Raw genomic sequence first — 16968 nt, 5'->3', positions numbered from 1 at the left:
CTCGCCACCCGCTACGACAAACGAGCCCGCCACTACCAAGCCCTGGTCACCCTCGCCTGCCTGCGACTATGGCTCCCCACCTGACATTGCGGACACGGCCTAGGCGAAGCGGCTCAGGAGGGTCGGGAGGGCGGTGCCGATCGGTTCGCGGATCACCTCGGCGGCCAGGGAGTCGTACGGGGTCTCCTCCGCGTTGACGATGATCAGCCGCGCCCCGGCCTCGGCGGCCATGCCGGCGAGCGAGGCCGCCGGCTGTACCTGGAGGGTCGTGCCGACGGCGATGAACACCTGGCAGCCCTTGGCCACGGCCACCGCCTGGGCGAGGACCTCCGGGTCCAGCCGTTCCCCGAACATCACGGTCGCCGCCTTGAGGATCCCGCCGCAGTCCGCGCAGGCCGGATCGGGCTCCCCGGCGGCGACCCGGGCCAGCGCGGCGTCCATCTCCGACCGGGCGTGGCAGCGGGTGCACACCACCGACCGGGCCGTTCCGTGCAGCTCGAACACCTTGCGCGCCGGCAGCCCGGCGAGCTGGTGGAGCCCGTCCACGTTCTGCGTGATCACCCGGACCGGGGTGCCGCCCCGCTCCAGTTCGGCCACGGCCCGGTGCGCCGCGTTGGGCCGGGCCGCGAGGGCGCCGATCTCCGCGCGCATGAGCCAGGAGCGGCGGCGGATCTCCGGATCGGCCATGTAGTACTCGTACGTCACGAGCTTCTCGGCCTCCGGATCGCGCCGCCACAACCCCTGTGGCCCCCGATAGTCCGGAATCCCGGAGTCCGTGGACATTCCGGCCCCGCTGAACACTGCGACGAGCTGCTTCCCCATGCGGCGACCCTAGGCGCAACCCGTCCGGCCCCGCGAACGAATTCCGCGCCGCCCGAGCCGCCGTGCGGACGGGGCACCGGGGGCCGGTCGGCGCAAGCGGAGGGGCGTTTCTGCGGTGAATCTCCACGCCCACCGGAGTGAGAACCGGCCGCGCCCCCGGCTGACCGTCCGGGCCGCCGGTTACATACCGGACATGACGCTCACCCCACACCGCTCCGGCGCCCTGCTGCTCGCCGCCGTGTCCGCCCTGTTCCCCCTGGTCGCGTCGTCGGTACCGGCGGCCGCCCTCGCCGATCCGCAACCGCGCCCGCACGGGCGGCACGCCCCCGCCGACCCGCAGACCCGCTGGTTCCACCGGCACACCACCGAGGAGATCACCCGCTTCCTGCGGAACTTCTACGGCAGCCACGGCCCCTCGCGGCAGGACCGGGTCCAGCGGGTCTCGCAGCTGCTCAGGGACAAACAGGCGCACACCCCGGAGAACGACGTCCTGCTCTGCCGTCCGGGCACCCCGCAGTCCATCACCGTCGGCCAGGCCACGGCCATGCCGTCCGCGTTCGTCGGCTGGGCCACCGTCACCACCACCTGGCCGTCCGGGGTCACGGACACCTTCACCGCGTACGTCCGTACGGACTCCCGTCCGATTACCCTCGACGACGTGATCTGCGCGGGGTGATTCCGGGGTAGGACACCCCGCATGACACGATTTGAGATCACCGGCGCCAGCGCCGCCGACATGAAGACACTGTGCGACTGGGCCGACGAGGAGGGCTGGAACCCGGGCCGGGGCGACCGCTTCGCCTTCGCGGTCGCCGACCCGGACGGATTCCTCGTCGGCCGGCTCGACGGGAAGCCGGTCGCCTGCATCTCCGCCATCCGCTACGGCGGGGGCTTCGGGTTCATCGGCTTCTACATCGCCCGCCCCGAGGTGCGCGGCCAGGGCTACGGCATCCGGCTGTGGCGGGCCGGGATGGAGCGGCTCGACGGGCGGCTCATCGGCCTGGACGGGGTGGTGGAACAGCAGGACAACTACCGCAAGTCCGGGTTCCGTTCCGCCTGGACGAACATGCGCTGGACCGGTGTCCCCCGGCCGGGCGACGACGCCGGGGTGGAGCTGGTGGACGCCTCCTCGCTGCCCTTCGCCCGGCTCGCCGCCTACGACCGCCGGTTCTTCCCCGAGCCGCGCGACGCCTTCCTCTCCGCCTGGACCGGACTGCCCGGCCGTACCGCCCTGGCCGCCGTCCGCGACGGGGAGATCGAGGGCCTGGGCGTGGTCCGTCCCGGCAGCTCCGCCGCCCGGATCGGGCCCGTGTACGCGGCCTCGCCGGAGGTGGCGGCCGCCCTGGTGCGCGGGCTCGCCGGGCACGTCCCCGGCGGGGAGGTCGCGGTGGACGTGCCCGACGTGAACCCGGCGGCGGCGGCCGTGGCGGCCGGGCTGGGGCTGACCCCCGGGTTCGAGACCGCCCGGATGTACACGGGCCCGGCGCCGGAGCTCGACCGGTCCGCGCTGTACGGGGTCACCAGCCTCGAACTGGGCTGACGGGCGAGGGCCCGTGGGGCCGGGCGGCGATCGGCGGCGCCGCCCGGCCCGTCCGCGGGGACCGGGCCCGTCGGGGGGCCGTCAGGGGCCCGTCAGATGCCGAAGAGCACGCCGGTGCTGCTGTGCAGGCCGCAGGGGTTGCCGAAGGTGTAGGTGTAGCTGATGCGGCGGCCCTGCCACACCCCGTCGGCGGTGACCGTCATCGGGTTCCACTCGCGGGTGCACGCGGTGTCGGGGCGCGGCGCGGCGAGGGCGTCGAGCGAGGCGGGCCCGGTCGCCTTCAACTCGGCGCAGGCGGCGGCCGGCGAGGGGTGCGTGCCGCCCGGCCGGGGCGCGCAGACGAGGGTCACCGCGCGCAGCACCGTCCCGCCGGCGGCGTTCTGACCGGCCGTCACGCTGACCACGAGCGCGGACGGGGCGTACAGGCTCTGCGTTCCGGCCGGTGCCGCGTCGGCGGCTCCGGTCCCGGCCAGGGCGGTGAGGGCGGTGAGCGCCATTGCTCCGGAGGCCAGTCCCAGGCTCCTGGTGATGGACCGCATTTCGAACACTCCTCGGGTCGGTGTTTCGGATAGCGGACGCGAGTCTTGCCCATCCGGGGCGGGAACGCCCGTTCGTACCGCTGTTTCTCGTCACCGATCGTGAGCGCATGAGTGCAGTCCGCAGCGGACCGGGCCGCCGTGACCTGTGGGGGAGGGGTTCCGGGAATAGGCCGAACACGCCCCCCGTACGGGACCGGCCTGGGGCCGGTGTGACGTGCGGGGGGCGGATCCGGTGGTCCGGGCGGGTGCCGGGGGAGTTCAGCGGGTGGGTGTGGCGCGGGGGGCGTAGAGGTCGAGCAGGCGGGTGCGGGTCTGCTGGAGCCGTACCGCGAGGATCCGCGCGACCCAGTGGCCGATGGCCGAGCCGAAGGCGGGGTCGGCGTCCATGAGCATCCGCACGGCCTGTCCGTCGAACTCGTAGGCCCGTACCGGGGTCATCGCCTCGGCGCTCAGCTGCCAGGTGTACGGCGGGAACAGCCAGGACCAGCCGACGAGCTCCCCGGGTCCGAGGCTCTCGACGGACGCCGCGCCCCGGCGGCCGCCGGTGGGGAGCGGGACCTCCAGGGTCACCGTGCCCGAGCGCACGATCCAGAAGGCCTCCGCCCGGCCGCCCTCGTCGAAGATCCGGGCGCCCTCGGGGAAATTGACCTCACGTGCCTGGGACATCAGCCGGCCGCGGTGCTCGGCGGACAGTGCGGCGGCGATCCGGATGGGGGAAGGTGTGCTCACGACGGCCTCCGTTCAGGACCCCCCGCAACCTTCTGGTCCCCCCAGTGTCGCCGACGGGGGCCGGATCGGGGCATACCGCGGGCCGGAGCCGCCGGACGCCGTCTCCCGCCCGGGCCGCCGGCGCTCCGGGGCGCCCGCGGCCTACTCCTCCGCGGCGGCCTCCATGCAGGCCAGCTCCATCGCGTCGAGCACCGCCTCGTGGGCGCGCCCGCGGAGCCCGGCCACGTTCTCGATCTGCGCCGTCGCCCAGGACGCCAGGGTCATCACCAGCACGCGCAGCCCGTCCGTGCCGTGGTCGGCGAGGACGGCGTCCGCCACGGCCATGGCGCCCTCGGGCACGCGTTCGGGGGGTTCCAGTCCGGCGAGCCCGCGGAGCATCGCCAGGGTGCGGCGGGAGATCTCCGGGGTGATCCTCGCCAGCCGCATGTCCTCGTCCTCGTCCATCAGCCCCGCCCTCCGACGCCCCTCGGTCCCTCAGGGCACCGTAGAGCGGCGCGGTCCCGCGCGGGGCCGTTTCGCCGGTGGACACCCGTGGGAAGGGGTGCTTCGCGCCCGCGCGGTTGACGCCCGCGCGACCAGAGTGCGCCGGCGCCTTCCCTCCCGTACGACCGGCCGGTAACTTGTCCGCCGCAGCCGCCCGGACGGGGCGGCCGGACCGGGTGGGAGCCAGATGAAGAGCCTCGTACGGGTGGTGCTGAGCGTGCTGCTCCCGGTGGCCGCCGGCGTCCTGCCGGCCGCCGCCCCCGCCCCGGCCGCCGTACCCGCCGCCCGGCCGGCCGCCGCGTCCGCCGACCCGGCCCCCTGGACGCCCCCGCTCTCCACCCGGGGCCGGTACATCGTCGACGCCGCGGGCAACCGGTTCCGACTGCGCTCCGGCAACTGGGACGGCGCCCAGGGCTCCTGGAACGGCTCCGGGGACATCGCCGACCCCGCCACCCACCACGCGGGCCAGGACTCCCACGGCATCCCCCTCGGCCTGGACCGGGTCCCCCTGCCCGTCCTGCTCGACGACTTCCGCGCCCTCGGCCTGAACAGCGTCCGGCTGCCGTTCTCCAACGAGATGCTCCACACGACCGCCCCCGTCCCGGACGCGGCCGTCGCCGCCAACCCGGCGCTGCGCGGCCGCACCCCGCTCCAGGTCTACGACGCCGTCGTCACCGCGCTCACCGGCGCCGGCTTCGCCGTCATCCTCAACAACCACACCGGAACCACCCGCTGGTGCTGCGGCCTCGACGGCAACGAGCGCTGGAACAGCACCCGTTCCACCGCCCAGTGGGCCGACGACTGGGTCTTCCTCGCCCGCCGCTACCGCGACAACCCCCGCGTGGTCGGCGCCGACCTCTACAACGAGGTCCGCCGCGACACCTGGGACGACCCCAACTGGGGCCTGGGCGACGGCCACGACTGGCAGGCGGCCGCCCAGGACGCCGCCGACCGGATCCTGGCCGAGGCCAACCCGGACCTGCTCATCGTCATCGAGGGCATCAACTGGACGGGCATCCCCGCCGACGGCCTCCCGCACGGCCGCCCCGCCCTCACCCCCGTCCGCGCCCTCTCCCACACTCTCGTCGTCTCGAACAAGCTGGTCTACTCGGCCCACTTCTACGGCTACACCGGCCCCCACCACAGCGGCGCGACCGGCCTCGGCGAGACCCATGACCTCCGCTACCAGGACATGAACCGCGCCCAGCTCGAACAGACCCTCTACGACCAGGCCTTCTTCGTCTCCGCCGAGACCGGCGCACACTTCACCGCCCCGGTGTGGATCAGCGAGTTCGGCATCGGCGCCGACGAGACCGGCGCCGCCCCGCGCGCCTGGTTCCAGAACATGACCGGCTACCTCGCCTCCTCCGACGCCGACTTCGCCTACTGGCCCCTCGTCGGCTGGAGCACCACCGCACAGGGCGCCCCCGGCGGCGACACCTGGGCGATGCTCCGCTACGACGCGGCCGGCCGGCGCAGCGGGATCCTCGACGCCGGCGACTGGCGCACCGCCCCCTGGACCGCCCTGGCCGCCGCCCCCGGACGCACCGGCCCCGTACCCGCCACCCCGGCCTGGTACCAGCTCGCCACCGACCACCGCGACCAGAACGCCTCGCTGGTCACCCGGGCCTCCGGAGACTGGGACGGCGGGGCCCGCAAGGCCGTCTGCCCCGACGGCGCCCGCCTGGCGGGCCTCAGCCACACCGGCGGGCGCGGGCTGTGCTCCACCTCGGACCTGCGCGCCCCGGGCGGCGGCCAGACCGTCGTCCGCGACGAGTCGTACGTCCCGCCCGGCGGCGACTGGGCCGGCGGCTACACCAAACTCCAGTGCCCGGCCGGGCAGTTCCTCATCGGCTACGCCCTGCGCGGCGAGCGGGTCTCCTCGGCCCTGTGCGCCCCGGCCCGCGTCCCCCTCGCGGGTGCCGGCCGCACGGTGTGGTTCGACCGGGGCGACGCCCGCCCGGCCGGGAACCCGGGCGCCGACTACGCCCAGGGCCACTACAAGGGCCAGTGCCTGCCCACCGAGTACGCGGCGGGCATCGCCTTCACCGCCCGGGCCGGATTCCGTCCGTCCCCGGCGTCCCTCCTGTGCCGGGCCCTGCCGACGGGCTGAGGACCGGGCCCGGGGGAGCGGCGTCCGGCGGCGCGGCCCCCGGGCGCCGTCCCCCGTTCGGCATTCGGTGGGTCAAGTCTGGTGACCGGCACGGTGATTCGCCCTAGGGTGCGCCCGTACGGACAACGGAAAACCGAACTGGGGGGTTCATGCGTAGATCCAGAGGGCTCGCAGCCGCTCTCGCCCTGTCCCTGGCCGGCACCGGGGCGGTCGTGGGGCTCGGGTTCGTCCCGCGGGCCGCCGCCGTCACCCCGCCCGTGGCCTTCACCGCCGACGCGCTGCCCACCTGGCAGCCCAACGGCATCGTCTGGGCCCTCGCCGAGGCCGGCGGCACCGTCTTCGTCGGCGGCACCTTCTCCGCCGTGCGCCCGCCCGCGGGCGGGGCGGGCGCCGAGCGGCAGGCGGTGAACTTCGCCGCCCTCGACGCGGCGACCGGCGCCCCGACCTCCTGCAGCCTGTCCTTCACCATCGGCAGCGGCACCGCCACCGTCCGCGCGCTCACCCTGTCGCCGGACAAGAAGACGCTCTACGCGGGCGGCTACTTCGGCGCGGTCAACGGCACCCCGGTCTCCAGCATGGCCGCCATCGACGTGGCGACCTGCACGGTGAAGCCGTCCTTCCGGCCCGCCTTCGCGGCCACCGTCCGGGCCATCGCCGTCACCGGCGACACGGTCTACGCGGGCGGCGACTTCCTCACCGTCAGCGGCCAGCCCAGGCAGCGCTTCGCCGCCGTCGCCGCCGGGGACGGGGCACTGCGCCCCTTCCGGGCCGACGCCGACGAGCCGGGCCGCGCCGTCGAGGTCACCCCGGACGGCAAGAACGTCCTGCTGGGCGGCGACTTCTTCACCGTCGACGGGACGAACACGCACGCGCTGGCCGTCGTCGACGCCGCGAGCGGGGCCCTCACCAAGGGCTACCCCGGCTTCATCGAGACCAACTCCGTGGTCAAGGACATCGCGACCGACGCCACGGGCTTCTACACCGCCAACGAGGGCACCGGCGGCGGGGTCTTCGACGGACGCATCGCCCTCAACCTCTCCGACTTCGGCCAGCGCTGGCGCGACACCTGCCTGGGCGCCACCCAGGCCGTCCTGCCCTACCAGAACGTGCTCTACAGCGCCTCGCACGCGCACGACTGCTCCAGCGTCGGCGAGTACCCCGACGGCCAGCGCCACCACCTGCTGGCGCAGCCCACCACGAGCGTCGGCAAGCTGGGCTGGGCGCCCGACACCAACGACGGCGTCGGCGAGGGCATCGGCCCGCGCGTGATGACCGTCGGCTCGAAGAACGGCACCTCGTACCTGTGGGTGGGCGGCGAGTTCACCACCGTCAACGGCGCTGCGCAGCAGAGCCTGACGCACTTCTCCTCCACCGGCGACACGGGCGCGCCGACGGTCCCCCTCGCCAGCGCGGCGAGCGTGCGGCCCGGTGAGGTCCAGGTGCGCTGGCGCACCAGCCTCGACCTGGACGACAGCGCGCTCACCTACCGGATCTACCGCAACGGCGCGGCCGCCCCGATCGGCACGGTCACCGCGGACTCGCTGTTCTTCAAGCGCCCGCAGGCCTCCTGGACCGACACCACCGCCCAGCCCGGCCAGTCGTACACCTACCGGGTGACGGCCACCGACGCGGCGGGCAACACCAGTGCCGCGTCCGCCCCGGCGACGGTGACCGTCCCGACCTCGGTGGAGGCGTACGCCGACCGGGTCCGCACCGACGGCGCCCGGCTGTACTGGCGCTACGACGACACGGTCCTGCCGTACGTCGCGGACTCCTCGGACGGCGGCGACCAGGCGGGCGTGGCCCACTACGGCCCCGCCCTGCGGCAGAGCCCCGGGGCGGTGGCCGGCGCGAGCACGGCCATCGGGTTCAACGGCACCGACGCGCACGTGTACGGAGACCGGCGCCAGACGGTGGGCGCCGCCTACAGCATCGAGACCTGGTTCAAGACGAACACCACCCGCGGCGGGAAGCTGGTGGGCTTCGGCAGCCAGCAGATCAACGGCAGCGGCCAGTACGACAAGCACGTCTACATGACCGACGACGGCCGGCTGGTCTACGGCGTCTACACCGGCGCCACCCGCACCATCACCACCGCCGCCGCGTACAACGACGACAAGTGGCACCACGTCGTCGCCACCCAGGGCCCCGGCGGGATGACCCTGTACGTGGACGGGGTCCAGCGCGGCACCCTGGCCGTCACCACGCACGAGAACTACACGGGCTACTGGCGCGTCGGCTTCGACGGGCTCGGGGGCTGGCCGGACCGGCCGACCAGCGAGCACTGGGCGGGCCTGATGGACGAGACCGCGGTCTACCCGACCGTCCTGAGCGCGGCGCAGGTGCAGAACCACTTCGCCCTCGCCTCCGCCCCGGCCGACTCGGTCGTCCAGGTCACGGCGGCCGAGGACACGTACGCCAACGCGGGCGCCCCCGACGCCAACTACGGCACCTCCGCCTCCCTGGCCGTGCGCGGGACCTCCCTGTACACGAGCTACCTGCGCTTCGCCCTGCCGGCCGCCCCGGCGGGCAAGGTGCTCAAGTCGGCCACGCTCAGCGTGAAGACCAGCACCATGGCGGGCGCCGGCACCACGGACACCGTCTCGGTGGTCCCGGTCACCGGCGCGTGGACGGAGACGGGGACCACCTACGCCAACCGTCCGGGCACGGGCGCTCCGGCACTGGGCGCGTTCCCCGGGATCCCGGACGGTTCGGCGGTCCACACCGCCGGGCTGAACACGGCCGCCGTCGCGGCCGCGCTGGGCACCCCGTACGGGCTGGCGCTGACCAGCGCCGGGACGGACGCGCTGTGGCTGTGGTCCGCGCAGGCCCCGGCGGGCGAGGCGACACCGCGCCTCACCCTCACCTTCGGGGCGCCGTGAGCTAGGCGCGGCGCCCGTGGTGCACGTGCTCCAGCACCTGCCGCAGCAGGGCGGTGACGTGCTCGTCGTGCAGCTCGTAGACCACGCTGCGCCCGTCGCGCCGGCCGGCGACCAGGTCGAGGTGGCGTAGCAGGCGCAGGTGGTTGGAGACGGTGGGCTGGCCGAGGCCGAGTGCCTCGGCCAGCTCCCCGACCGAGGAGGGCGCGTCCAGCAGCCGGGCCAGGATCCGGATCCGGGCGGGCGAGGCGAGGCCCTGCATGACCTCCGCCACGGCGGCGGCGTCGGGCTCGGTGAGGGTGTGGTCCATGGACCCACCCTAGGCCCCGGTCGACATATTTCAATATCTTGATATATTGATGTCATGAACGTTGTGATGAAGAAGGCCGGAGAGCGCGCGGAGCTGGTCAGTGCCCTGCTCGCCCTCACCGTCTACCTCACCGGACTGACCCTCCAGCTGACCGGCAACGACGGATCCGCCGCCCGGGCCCTCTTCATGGCGGCCTACGCCTTCGGCGGGTTCTTCACCCTCCGCGAGGCCGTGGGCGCCCTGCGCGAGGGCCGCTTCCAGGTCGACTTCCTGATGCTCGTCGCCGCCGCCGGAGCCGCCGCGATCGGCCGCTGGGAGGAGGGCGCCGTCCTCCTGGTCCTCTTCAGCGTCGGCCACGCCCTGGAGGAGTACGCCATGGGCCGCGCCCGGCGCTCCATCGAGGCCCTCGGCGCCCTCGCCCCCCGCACCGCCCTCGTCCGGCGGCCCGGCGGCACCACCGCCGAGGTGCCCGTGGAGGAGCTGGCCGTCGGCGACACCGCCCTGGTGCTCCCGCACACCCGGGTCCCCGCCGACGGCTTCGTCGCCGCGGGCACCGGCAGCGTCGACCAGTCGGCCATCACCGGCGAGAGCGTCCCCGCAGACAAGACCCCGGTCCCCGACCGGGCGGCCGCCCTCGCCGACCCCGCCGGCACCGACCCCGGCAGCCGCGTCTACGCCGGCACCGTCAACGGCTCCGGCTCCCTCGACGTCGTCGTCACCCGCCTCGCCGCCGACAACACCCTCGCCCGGGTGGTCCGCATGGTCCGGGACGCCGAGGAGCGCACCTCGCCCACCCAGCGGTTCACCGACCGCTTCCAGAAGGTCTTCGTCCCCGGAGTCCTCGCCCTCGTCGCCGCCCTGCTCGGCTACGGGGCCCTCACCGGCGAACCCTTCACCGACAGCTTCTACCGGGCCATGGCCGTCCTCGTCGCCGCCAGCCCCTGCGCCCTGGCCATCGCCACCCCCGCCGCCGTCCTCAGCGCCGTCGGCCGGGCCGCCCGCGGCGGAGTACTGGTCAAGGGCGGGGCACCGCTGGAGGAGTTCGGCCGCCTGCGCACCCTCGCCTTCGACAAGACCGGCACCCTCACCGAGGGCCGCCCCCGCCTCACCGAGGTCGAGACCGCCGACGGGGCCGACCGCGAGGAACTGCTGCGCACCGCCGTCGCCGCCCAGCGGCTGAGCGACCACCCCCTCGCGCAGGCCGTCGTACGGGACGCGCCGTCCCTGCTGGCCGACCCGGCCGGCCGGGCCCCCGAGGCCGTCAACCTCCGCGCCGTCATCGGCCGAGGGGTCACCGCCGAGCTCGACGGCGAGCCCGTGCACATCGGCAGCCTCTCCTACGCCGACGCCCTCGCCGGACCGCCCGTCCCGGCCGCCCTGCGCGACCGTACGGAGGAACTCGCGCGCACCGGCCGCACCACGATGCTCGTCCGCCGGGGCGACCGCTGGCTGGGCACCCTCGGTCTGATGGACGCCCCGCGCCCGGAGGCCGCCGAGACCGTGGCCGCCCTGCGCGCCCTCGGGGTGACCCGCACCGTGATGCTCTCCGGCGACGACCAGCGCGTGGCCGACGCGGTGGCCGGCGCGGTCGGCATGGACGAGGCCCGCGGCGGCCTGATGCCGCAGGACAAGGTCGCCGAGGTGGCCCGGCTGCGCCGCACCGCCCGTACGGCCATGATCGGCGACGGGGTGAACGACGCCCCCGCCATGGCCGGGGCCACGGTGGGGGTGGCGATGGGCGCCGCTGGCTCGGCGGTGGCCCTGGAGACGGCCGACATCGCCCTGATGTCCGACGACCTGCGCCGCCTCCCCTTCATCACCGGCCTCAGCCGCCGGGCGAGCCGGATCATCCGGCAGAACCTCTGGCTGAGCCTGGGCATCGTCGCCGTCCTCGTCCCGGCCACCGCCCTCGGCCTGGGCATCGGCCCGGCCGTCCTGGTCCACGAGGGCTCCACCCTCGTGGTCGTCGCCAACGCCCTGCGCCTGCTGCGCTACCGCGACACCGCCTGAACGGCGAAGCCCCCGCCCGCGCGCCCCACCCCGCCAGGGGCGGGGCGCGCCCGCGTCGGCGGCCCGTCCCCGTGTCGGCGGCCCGGGCGACCGCGCCCGCCTCGGCGGCCGCCCCGCCGCACGTCGGCTGAGTACCCCGGGCCGGCGGTCTGAGTATCCGCGCCGATCCGCCGGGGCCGCGCCGCTGCTGCAATGGCGGCATGACCTCGACGAACCCCCGCCCGCACCTGCGCCGGGCGACCTGTGCCGGCTCCGCGCTCGCCGTGGCCCTCGTACCGCTCGTGGTCGGGGTCCTCGTCGCCAAGGGGATGGCCGCCGATCCGCACGCGCCGGTCAACGCCCTGATCACCGGCGGCGGACAGCGGGCCGGGCTGCCGCGTGCCGAGTGGAGCCGGCGCGGCCACGACGCGGTGCGCCGGCTGCGGACCGCCCGCCGGACGGTGCGCGGCCGGTGCGGCGCGCTCAGGAGGGCTTCGGCGCCCGGATCGCCCGGATCCCGCTGACCGCCGTCCCGCGGCCGGGTGGGCGCGGGTCAGCGGCCGTACTGGCGGACGCAGAGGTCGACGATGGACGGCGGGACGGTCCCCTCCGCCGCGTCGCACAGCTCCTCCCCGCGCGGCAGGACCGGGGCCGTGCGGCGCGGCGGCGCGGCCTTGGGGGGACGGGCGCGCCGGGGCGGGGCGGGCTTCGCCGGACGCTCGGCGGGCGGGCGGGCCTTGCGGACCGGTGGCGGCGGGGCCGGGTCCGTCGGGGCCGGGTCCGGGTCGGGCGCGGGGGCCGGCTCCGGGACCTCGCCCAGGGGGAGCGGCGCGGCCGGCGGGGCCGGTGAGGACCGCCCGGACTCCGGGGCGCCGGCGGGCGCGGAACCCCGCGCGGACCCCGGAGCGCCGTGTTCCGGACCCACGGAGACACAGCCGGCACTCGCCAGGAGGGCCAGGAGGGAGAGGGGCAGGGCGGCGCGGCGTAACAGCACCCGACCACCATGCCGTAGTCCGGGGCGGCCGGGCCCCGGGGCTCACCTTTCCGGGTGATGGGGGAGCCGAGGGGGAACGGCCCGCAGACCCCGCCGAATCGATTCTCCACAGGGCCGGACGCAAAAGGCCCGGTCCGTCGCAGAATGGGCCGGGAACGGGATCGGCACGGCACGGCAGTGCGGGCGACGGGGGAGGCGCGACCCCCGGGACCTGGTGCCGCCGTGCTCCCGTTCGCCGTCCGCCCGCCTTCACCCCGTACGGAGTGCCGAGCATGACCGAACCAGCCGCGTCCAGCGTTCCCCGACCGAGCGACCGTCCCCTGAGGGGGTGGGCGGCCGTCGCCGCCGTCTCCCTCGGGATCTTCTGCCTGATCACCTCCGAACTCCTGCCCATCGGACTCCTCACCCCCGTCGGCGCCGACCTCCGCGTCTCCGACGGCACCGCCGGCCTGATGGTGACCGTCCCCGGGCTCGTCGCCGGCCTCTGCGCCCCCCTCGTCACGGTCGGCGCCGCCCGCCTCGACCGGCGGCACGTGCTGTGCGCCCTGATCGGCCTGATGGCCGCCGCGAACCTCGCCGCCGCGCTGGCCCCCGACTTCACCGTCGTCCTCGCCGCCCGGCTGCTCGTCGGCATCAGCGTCGGCGGGTTCTGGGCCATCGCCGGCGGCCTCGCCGTCCGCCTGGTCCCCGCGCACCGCGTGGGCCGGGCCACGGCCCTGATATTCGGCGGCGTCCCCACCGCCTCGGTGCTCGGCGTCCCCGCCGGCACCCTCCTCGGCGAACTCGGCGGCTGGCGCGCCGCCTTCGCGGCCGTCGGCGCCCTCGGCGCCCTGACCCTGGCCGCCCTGCTCCTGCTGCTGCCCCCGCTGCCCCCGGCGGCCCCCGTCACCTTCGCCGAACTCCCCGCCCTGCTGCGGGGCAACACGGGGGTCCGCACCGGGGTGATCGTGACCTTCCTCGTGGTCACCGGCCAGTTCGCCGCCTACACCTTCGTCCGGCCGATCCTGCGGGACGTCTCCGGCGTCGACGCCGGATTCGTCAGCACCCTGCTCCTCGGCTACGGACTCGCCGGAGTCGCCGGCAACTTCCTGGCCGGCCCGCGCGACCCGCGCCGCACGCTGCTCACCGTCGCCTCCGTCCTGACCGTCGTACTGGCGCTGATCGCCGTGCTGCCGGGGGCCGTTGCCGGGACCGGCCTGCTGGTGCTCTGGGGGCTGGTCTACGGCGGGCTCTCCGTGAGCCTCCAGGGCTGGATGCTGGGGGCCGCGCCACGGGCCGCCGAGGCCGCGTCCTCGCTGATGGTGGCCATGTTCAACTTCGCCATCGCCGCCGGGGCGCTCGCCGGCGGGCTCGCGGTGGACCGCGTCTCGGTGCCCGCCGCCCCGTTGACCGGCGCCGCCCTGATGCTGACGGCCGCGCTCACGGTCGCCGTCCACCTCCGGCGGCGCCGGGACGGGGAACCGGGCCGGGGCGGCCCGATACCGGAGGACGGAGAGCGGATGGATGGGGCGGATCGGACATCCGGCTTGACCGGAGCGGCCCCGGACGGAAAGAGTCCGCTCAAGAACGACCGCATGAGCCGCACTTCGGAGACGCCCCAGATGCCGATATCCGTCCGCTCCCCGCTCACCCCGCCGGCCGCGGGAGCGGGCCAGGCCCCGGCCACCCGGCCGCGCAGGGCCTGACCGGCGGATCGGGGGCCGGCGCCGCACCGCCGCACCGGCCCCCGACCGTGCCGGGAGACAACCGTGTCCCCACACCCCGATGAGAGCGGGCCCGAGCCCGACGACCGCCTGTTCGTCCGCCCCTACGTCACGGTCCCCGAGGGCCACGGCCCGGCGTACCCCGCCTGGCCGACGTTCCCGGAACCGGTCGAGGCGCCGACCGAACCGCTGCCGCCCGTACCGGCCGGGTCGTCGCCGTCCGTACCGGCCGAACCGCCGCGGTCCGTACCGGCCGGGCCCCGGGCCCGCCCGGCGGCGCCGGCGACCCGCCGCCGCGAGCCCGGGCGGCGGAGCCGCCGGCTGCCGCTGGCCGTCCTCGCGCTGACGGCGCTGGCCGGGACGGGCGCGCTGGTGTTCCTGATGGGCGGGCCCGAACCGGAGGCCCCGCCCCCGGCCCGACCGGACGTGGCCCTGCCGGTGCTGCCCGCCCGCAGCCCGGGCGCCGGGGAACCCTCGGTGCGCAGCCAGGCCGCCCCCGCCAAACCCTCCGCGAGCACGAAGGTTCCCACGGCCTCCCCGACGTCCGCGAAGCCCTCGCCGAGCCCCTCGGCGGACGGCCCCGACAAGCCCGCCAAGCAGCCGCCCGCCGATTCCGGGACCCTGCGCCCGGGCGACAAGGGGCCCGAGGTCAGGGCCCTCCAGGAACGGCTCTACGGGCAGGGGTTCACGTACGTCCGGGTGACCGGCACCTACGACGGCCAGACCAAGCGCGGGGTCTCCCAGCTCCAGCGGGACCGCGACATCAAGGGCGACCCGAACGGCGTCTACGGCCCGGCGACCCGAGCGGCCTTCGGCTGACCCCGCCCGGGGCCGCCGGCCCCCGGCCGCCGTGCCACCCAGGGTCAGCGGCCGCCGGAGACGCGCAGGACCGCGCCCGTCGTGAACGAGGCGTCCGGGGACAGCAGCCAGGCGATGGCGCCGGCGATCTCCCCGGGCTGACCGGGCCGCCCCAGCGGGGTCCCGCCGGTCGTGCGGGCGGGGCGGTCCGGGTCTCCCATCGCGGCGTGCATGTCGGTCTCGATCACGCCGGGCGCCACCGCGTTGACCCGGATGCCGTCCGGCCCCAGTTCCTTGGACAGCCCGACGGTCAGGGCGTCGACGCCCGCCTTCGTCGCCGCGTAGTGCACGTACTCCCCGGGACTGCCCAGGGTCGCCGCGGCGGAGGAGACGTTCACGATGGCCCCGCCGCCGGCGGCCGCCATGTCCCGGGCGGCCCGGCGGCAGCACAGCAGGTACCCGAGCAGGTTCACCTCCACCACCCGCCGCAGGTCCTCGGTCCGGGCGTCGACGAGCCGGCCCAGCGGCCCGGTCACCCCGGCGTTGTTCACCAGCCCGGTGACCGGCCCCAGTTCGGCCCCGGCCACGTCGAAGAGCCGCTCCGCCCCGTCCTCGCGCGAGGTGTCGCCCCGCACCGTCAGGCACCGCGCGCCCGCCGCCCGCACCCGCTCCGCCACGTCCTCGGCGGACTTCTCGTCGCGCGCGTAGCCCAGCACCAGGTCGTGGCCCTCGGCGGCGAGCCGCACACAGGTCGCCGCCCCGATCCCCCGGCTGCCTCCGGTGACGACGGTGACGGGTCGGCGTTCCATGGGTCCTCCAAGGCGTACGGGCGCGCGTCCGGTTGCCGCGCGCGGCGCAGGCTAACACCCCGATTTCCGCTGGACCAGCGAAAATGGCGGCCCCGACAGTGGTCCGGTCACAGCAGGCCGAACCGAGGAGCCGCCGATGTCCACCCTCCGCGTCACCGTCGAGGAACTCACCGTCCACGCGCATCCGAACGCCGACGCCCTGGAACTGGCCCAGGTGGGCCTCTACCGCGCCGTCGTCGCCAAGGGCGCCTACAAGACCGGGGACTTCGCCCTCTACATACCCGAGCAGGCCGTCCTGCCCGCCGCCCTCGTCGACGAGCTCGGCCTCACCGGCCGCCTCGCCGGCGGCTCCCACGACCGGGTCAAGGCCGTCCGGCTGCGAGGGGAGCTCTCGCAGGGGCTGGTGTGCCGGCCGCGCGCGCTCGACGGGGTCGACCTGGCGGCGGCCGCCGGGGAGCGCACCGACTTCGCGGAGGCCCTGGGCATCGTCAAATGGTCCCCACCCGTGCCGACCACGATGAACGGGGAGGTCGAGGCGGCGCCGGACCTGCTGCCCTGGGTGGACGTCGAGAACCTCCAGCGCTACCCGGACGTCTTCGAGCCGGGGGAGCCCGTCGTCCTGACGGAGAAGCTCCACGGCACGGCCTGCCTCGTGACCTACCTCGCCGACGAGGGCCGGGTCCTCGTCTCCTCCAAGGGCTTCGGCGCGCGCGGCCTGGCGCTCAAGGAGGACGAGCGCAACCTGTACTGGCGGGCCGTCCGCGGCCACGGCGTGGAGCGGGCCGCCGCCCGGCTGGCCGAGCGGCTCGGCGCGAGCCGCGTCGGCGTCTTCGGCGAGGTGTACGGGGCCGGGGTGCAGGACCTGCCGTACGGGGCGCAGGCCAGGGCCGCCGACGCCCCGCCCGGGTTCGCCGTCTTCGACGTGTCCGCCGAGATCGACGGACAGGTGCGCTGGTTCGACCCGGCGCGGGTCCTGGAGGACGGCGAACTCCCCCTGGTGCCCCGGCTCTACGAGGGCCCGTACGCCCTGGAGACCGTGCTGGAGCTGGCCAGCGGGGCGGAGACCGTCTCCGGGCGGGGCCTGCACCTGCGCGAGGGGGTCGTCATCCGGCCGGCCACCGAGCGCCACAGCCCGGTCGTCGGCGGCCGCGCCATCGCGAAGGCGGTCAGCCCCGCGTACCTGACCCGCAAGGGCGGCACCGAGTACGAGTGAGTGCGCCGCGGGTTCCGGCGCCGCCCGTGTTGCGCCGGGGCCCGCCG

Annotated in this window: 16 protein-coding genes and 1 pseudogene; 10 read left to right on the top strand and 7 right to left on the bottom strand. The window is 75.7% G+C overall.

The features are described 5' to 3' along the window. Positions 1-84: pseudogene (locus AB0O29_RS21390) on the top strand (IS5/IS1182 family transposase); the annotation flags it as partial. Between the two features lie 15 nt (positions 85-99). Here AB0O29_RS21390 and AB0O29_RS21385 read toward each other — a convergent pair. Next, positions 100-822 (bottom strand): Sir2 family NAD-dependent protein deacetylase, encoded by a 723-nt coding sequence (locus AB0O29_RS21385; RefSeq protein WP_365153613.1) that lies wholly within the window; start codon positions 820-822, stop codon positions 100-102. A gap of 193 nt (positions 823-1015) precedes the next feature. Here AB0O29_RS21385 and AB0O29_RS21380 point away from each other — a divergent pair, with 193 nt between their 5' ends. Both AB0O29_RS21380 and AB0O29_RS21375 read left to right on the top strand, forming a co-directional pair. Continuing rightward, positions 1016-1498 carry a hypothetical protein gene (locus tag AB0O29_RS21380; RefSeq protein WP_365153611.1) on the top strand — a complete coding sequence of 161 codons (483 nt, stop codon included), beginning with the start codon at positions 1016-1018 and terminating at the stop codon, positions 1496-1498. Between the two features lie 21 nt (positions 1499-1519). Next, on the top strand, positions 1520-2362 hold the full coding sequence (locus AB0O29_RS21375; RefSeq protein WP_365153609.1) for a GNAT family N-acetyltransferase: 843 nt from the start codon (positions 1520-1522) through the stop codon (positions 2360-2362). A 92-nt stretch (positions 2363-2454) separates the two neighbouring features. Here the strand turns inward: AB0O29_RS21375 and AB0O29_RS21370 are convergent, their stop codons facing one another. The 3 genes from AB0O29_RS21370 to AB0O29_RS21360 all read right to left on the bottom strand — a co-directional run bounded on the left by AB0O29_RS21370 (position 2455) and on the right by AB0O29_RS21360 (position 4074). Beyond that, entirely contained in the window at positions 2455-2901 is a 447-nt protein-coding gene (locus AB0O29_RS21370; protein WP_365153607.1) for a subtilase-type protease inhibitor, read from the bottom strand. 258 nt (positions 2902-3159) lie between these two features. Beyond that, a complete protein-coding gene (locus AB0O29_RS21365) occupies positions 3160-3630 on the bottom strand; it encodes a Crp/Fnr family transcriptional regulator (RefSeq protein WP_365153606.1) in 471 nt (156 codons plus the stop codon). Between the two features lie 141 nt (positions 3631-3771). Next, complete coding sequence (locus AB0O29_RS21360; RefSeq protein WP_365153604.1) at positions 3772-4074, bottom strand: hypothetical protein; 303 nt, start codon at positions 4072-4074, stop codon at positions 3772-3774. 226 nt (positions 4075-4300) lie between these two features. On the opposite strand from AB0O29_RS21360, the gene AB0O29_RS21355 reads away from it, so the two are divergent. Together AB0O29_RS21355 and AB0O29_RS21350 are read left to right on the top strand one after the other, a co-directional pair. Then, positions 4301-6226: a cellulase family glycosylhydrolase gene (locus AB0O29_RS21355; protein WP_365153602.1), complete on the top strand. Its 1926-nt coding sequence runs from the start codon at positions 4301-4303 to the stop codon at positions 6224-6226. A 149-nt stretch (positions 6227-6375) separates the two neighbouring features. Further along, positions 6376-9108, top strand: a complete 2733-nt coding sequence (locus AB0O29_RS21350) for a DNRLRE domain-containing protein (protein WP_365153600.1) — start codon at positions 6376-6378, stop codon at positions 9106-9108. 1 nt (position 9109) lies between these two features. Here the strand turns inward: AB0O29_RS21350 and AB0O29_RS21345 are convergent, their stop codons facing one another. Continuing rightward, on the bottom strand, positions 9110-9415 hold the full coding sequence (locus AB0O29_RS21345) for a metalloregulator ArsR/SmtB family transcription factor (protein WP_365153598.1): 306 nt from the start codon (positions 9413-9415) through the stop codon (positions 9110-9112). A 54-nt stretch (positions 9416-9469) separates the two neighbouring features. Between AB0O29_RS21345 and AB0O29_RS21340 the strand changes: the two genes are divergently transcribed. Next, on the top strand, positions 9470-11425 hold the full coding sequence (locus tag AB0O29_RS21340; protein ID WP_365153596.1) for a heavy metal translocating P-type ATPase: 1956 nt from the start codon (positions 9470-9472) through the stop codon (positions 11423-11425). 200 nt (positions 11426-11625) lie between these two features. Beyond that, positions 11626-11928, top strand: coding sequence for a hypothetical protein (locus AB0O29_RS21335; protein ID WP_365153594.1), 303 nt, complete (start codon positions 11626-11628; stop codon positions 11926-11928). Between the two features lie 29 nt (positions 11929-11957). Here AB0O29_RS21335 and AB0O29_RS21330 read toward each other — a convergent pair whose 3' ends face one another. Continuing rightward, complete coding sequence (locus AB0O29_RS21330) at positions 11958-12398, bottom strand: hypothetical protein (protein ID WP_365153592.1); 441 nt, start codon at positions 12396-12398, stop codon at positions 11958-11960. A gap of 272 nt (positions 12399-12670) precedes the next feature. Here AB0O29_RS21330 and AB0O29_RS21325 point away from each other — a divergent pair, with 272 nt between their 5' ends. Both AB0O29_RS21325 and AB0O29_RS21320 read left to right on the top strand, forming a co-directional pair. Then, positions 12671-14083 carry an MFS transporter gene (locus AB0O29_RS21325; protein ID WP_365153590.1) on the top strand — a complete coding sequence of 471 codons (1413 nt, stop codon included), beginning with the start codon at positions 12671-12673 and terminating at the stop codon, positions 14081-14083. 63 nt (positions 14084-14146) lie between these two features. Continuing rightward, positions 14147-14920: a peptidoglycan-binding protein gene (locus AB0O29_RS21320; RefSeq protein WP_365153588.1), complete on the top strand. Its 774-nt coding sequence runs from the start codon at positions 14147-14149 to the stop codon at positions 14918-14920. Positions 14921-14964: 44 nt separating this feature from the next. Here the strand turns inward: AB0O29_RS21320 and AB0O29_RS21315 are convergent, their stop codons facing one another. Continuing rightward, complete coding sequence (locus tag AB0O29_RS21315; RefSeq protein WP_365153586.1) at positions 14965-15708, bottom strand: SDR family oxidoreductase; 744 nt, start codon at positions 15706-15708, stop codon at positions 14965-14967. Between the two features lie 136 nt (positions 15709-15844). Here AB0O29_RS21315 and AB0O29_RS21310 point away from each other — a divergent pair, with 136 nt between their 5' ends. Next, positions 15845-16921 carry an RNA ligase (ATP) gene (locus tag AB0O29_RS21310; RefSeq protein ID WP_365153584.1) on the top strand — a complete coding sequence of 359 codons (1077 nt, stop codon included), beginning with the start codon at positions 15845-15847 and terminating at the stop codon, positions 16919-16921. The last annotated feature ends 47 nt before the right edge of the window (positions 16922-16968 follow it).

This window comes from Streptomyces sp. NPDC089915 (assembly GCF_040684675.1).
GTDB lineage: Bacteria > Actinomycetota > Actinomycetes > Streptomycetales > Streptomycetaceae > Streptomyces.
Note: the sequence above shows the minus strand (reverse complement) of the source record. Positions and strands in the feature narration are given on the sequence as shown.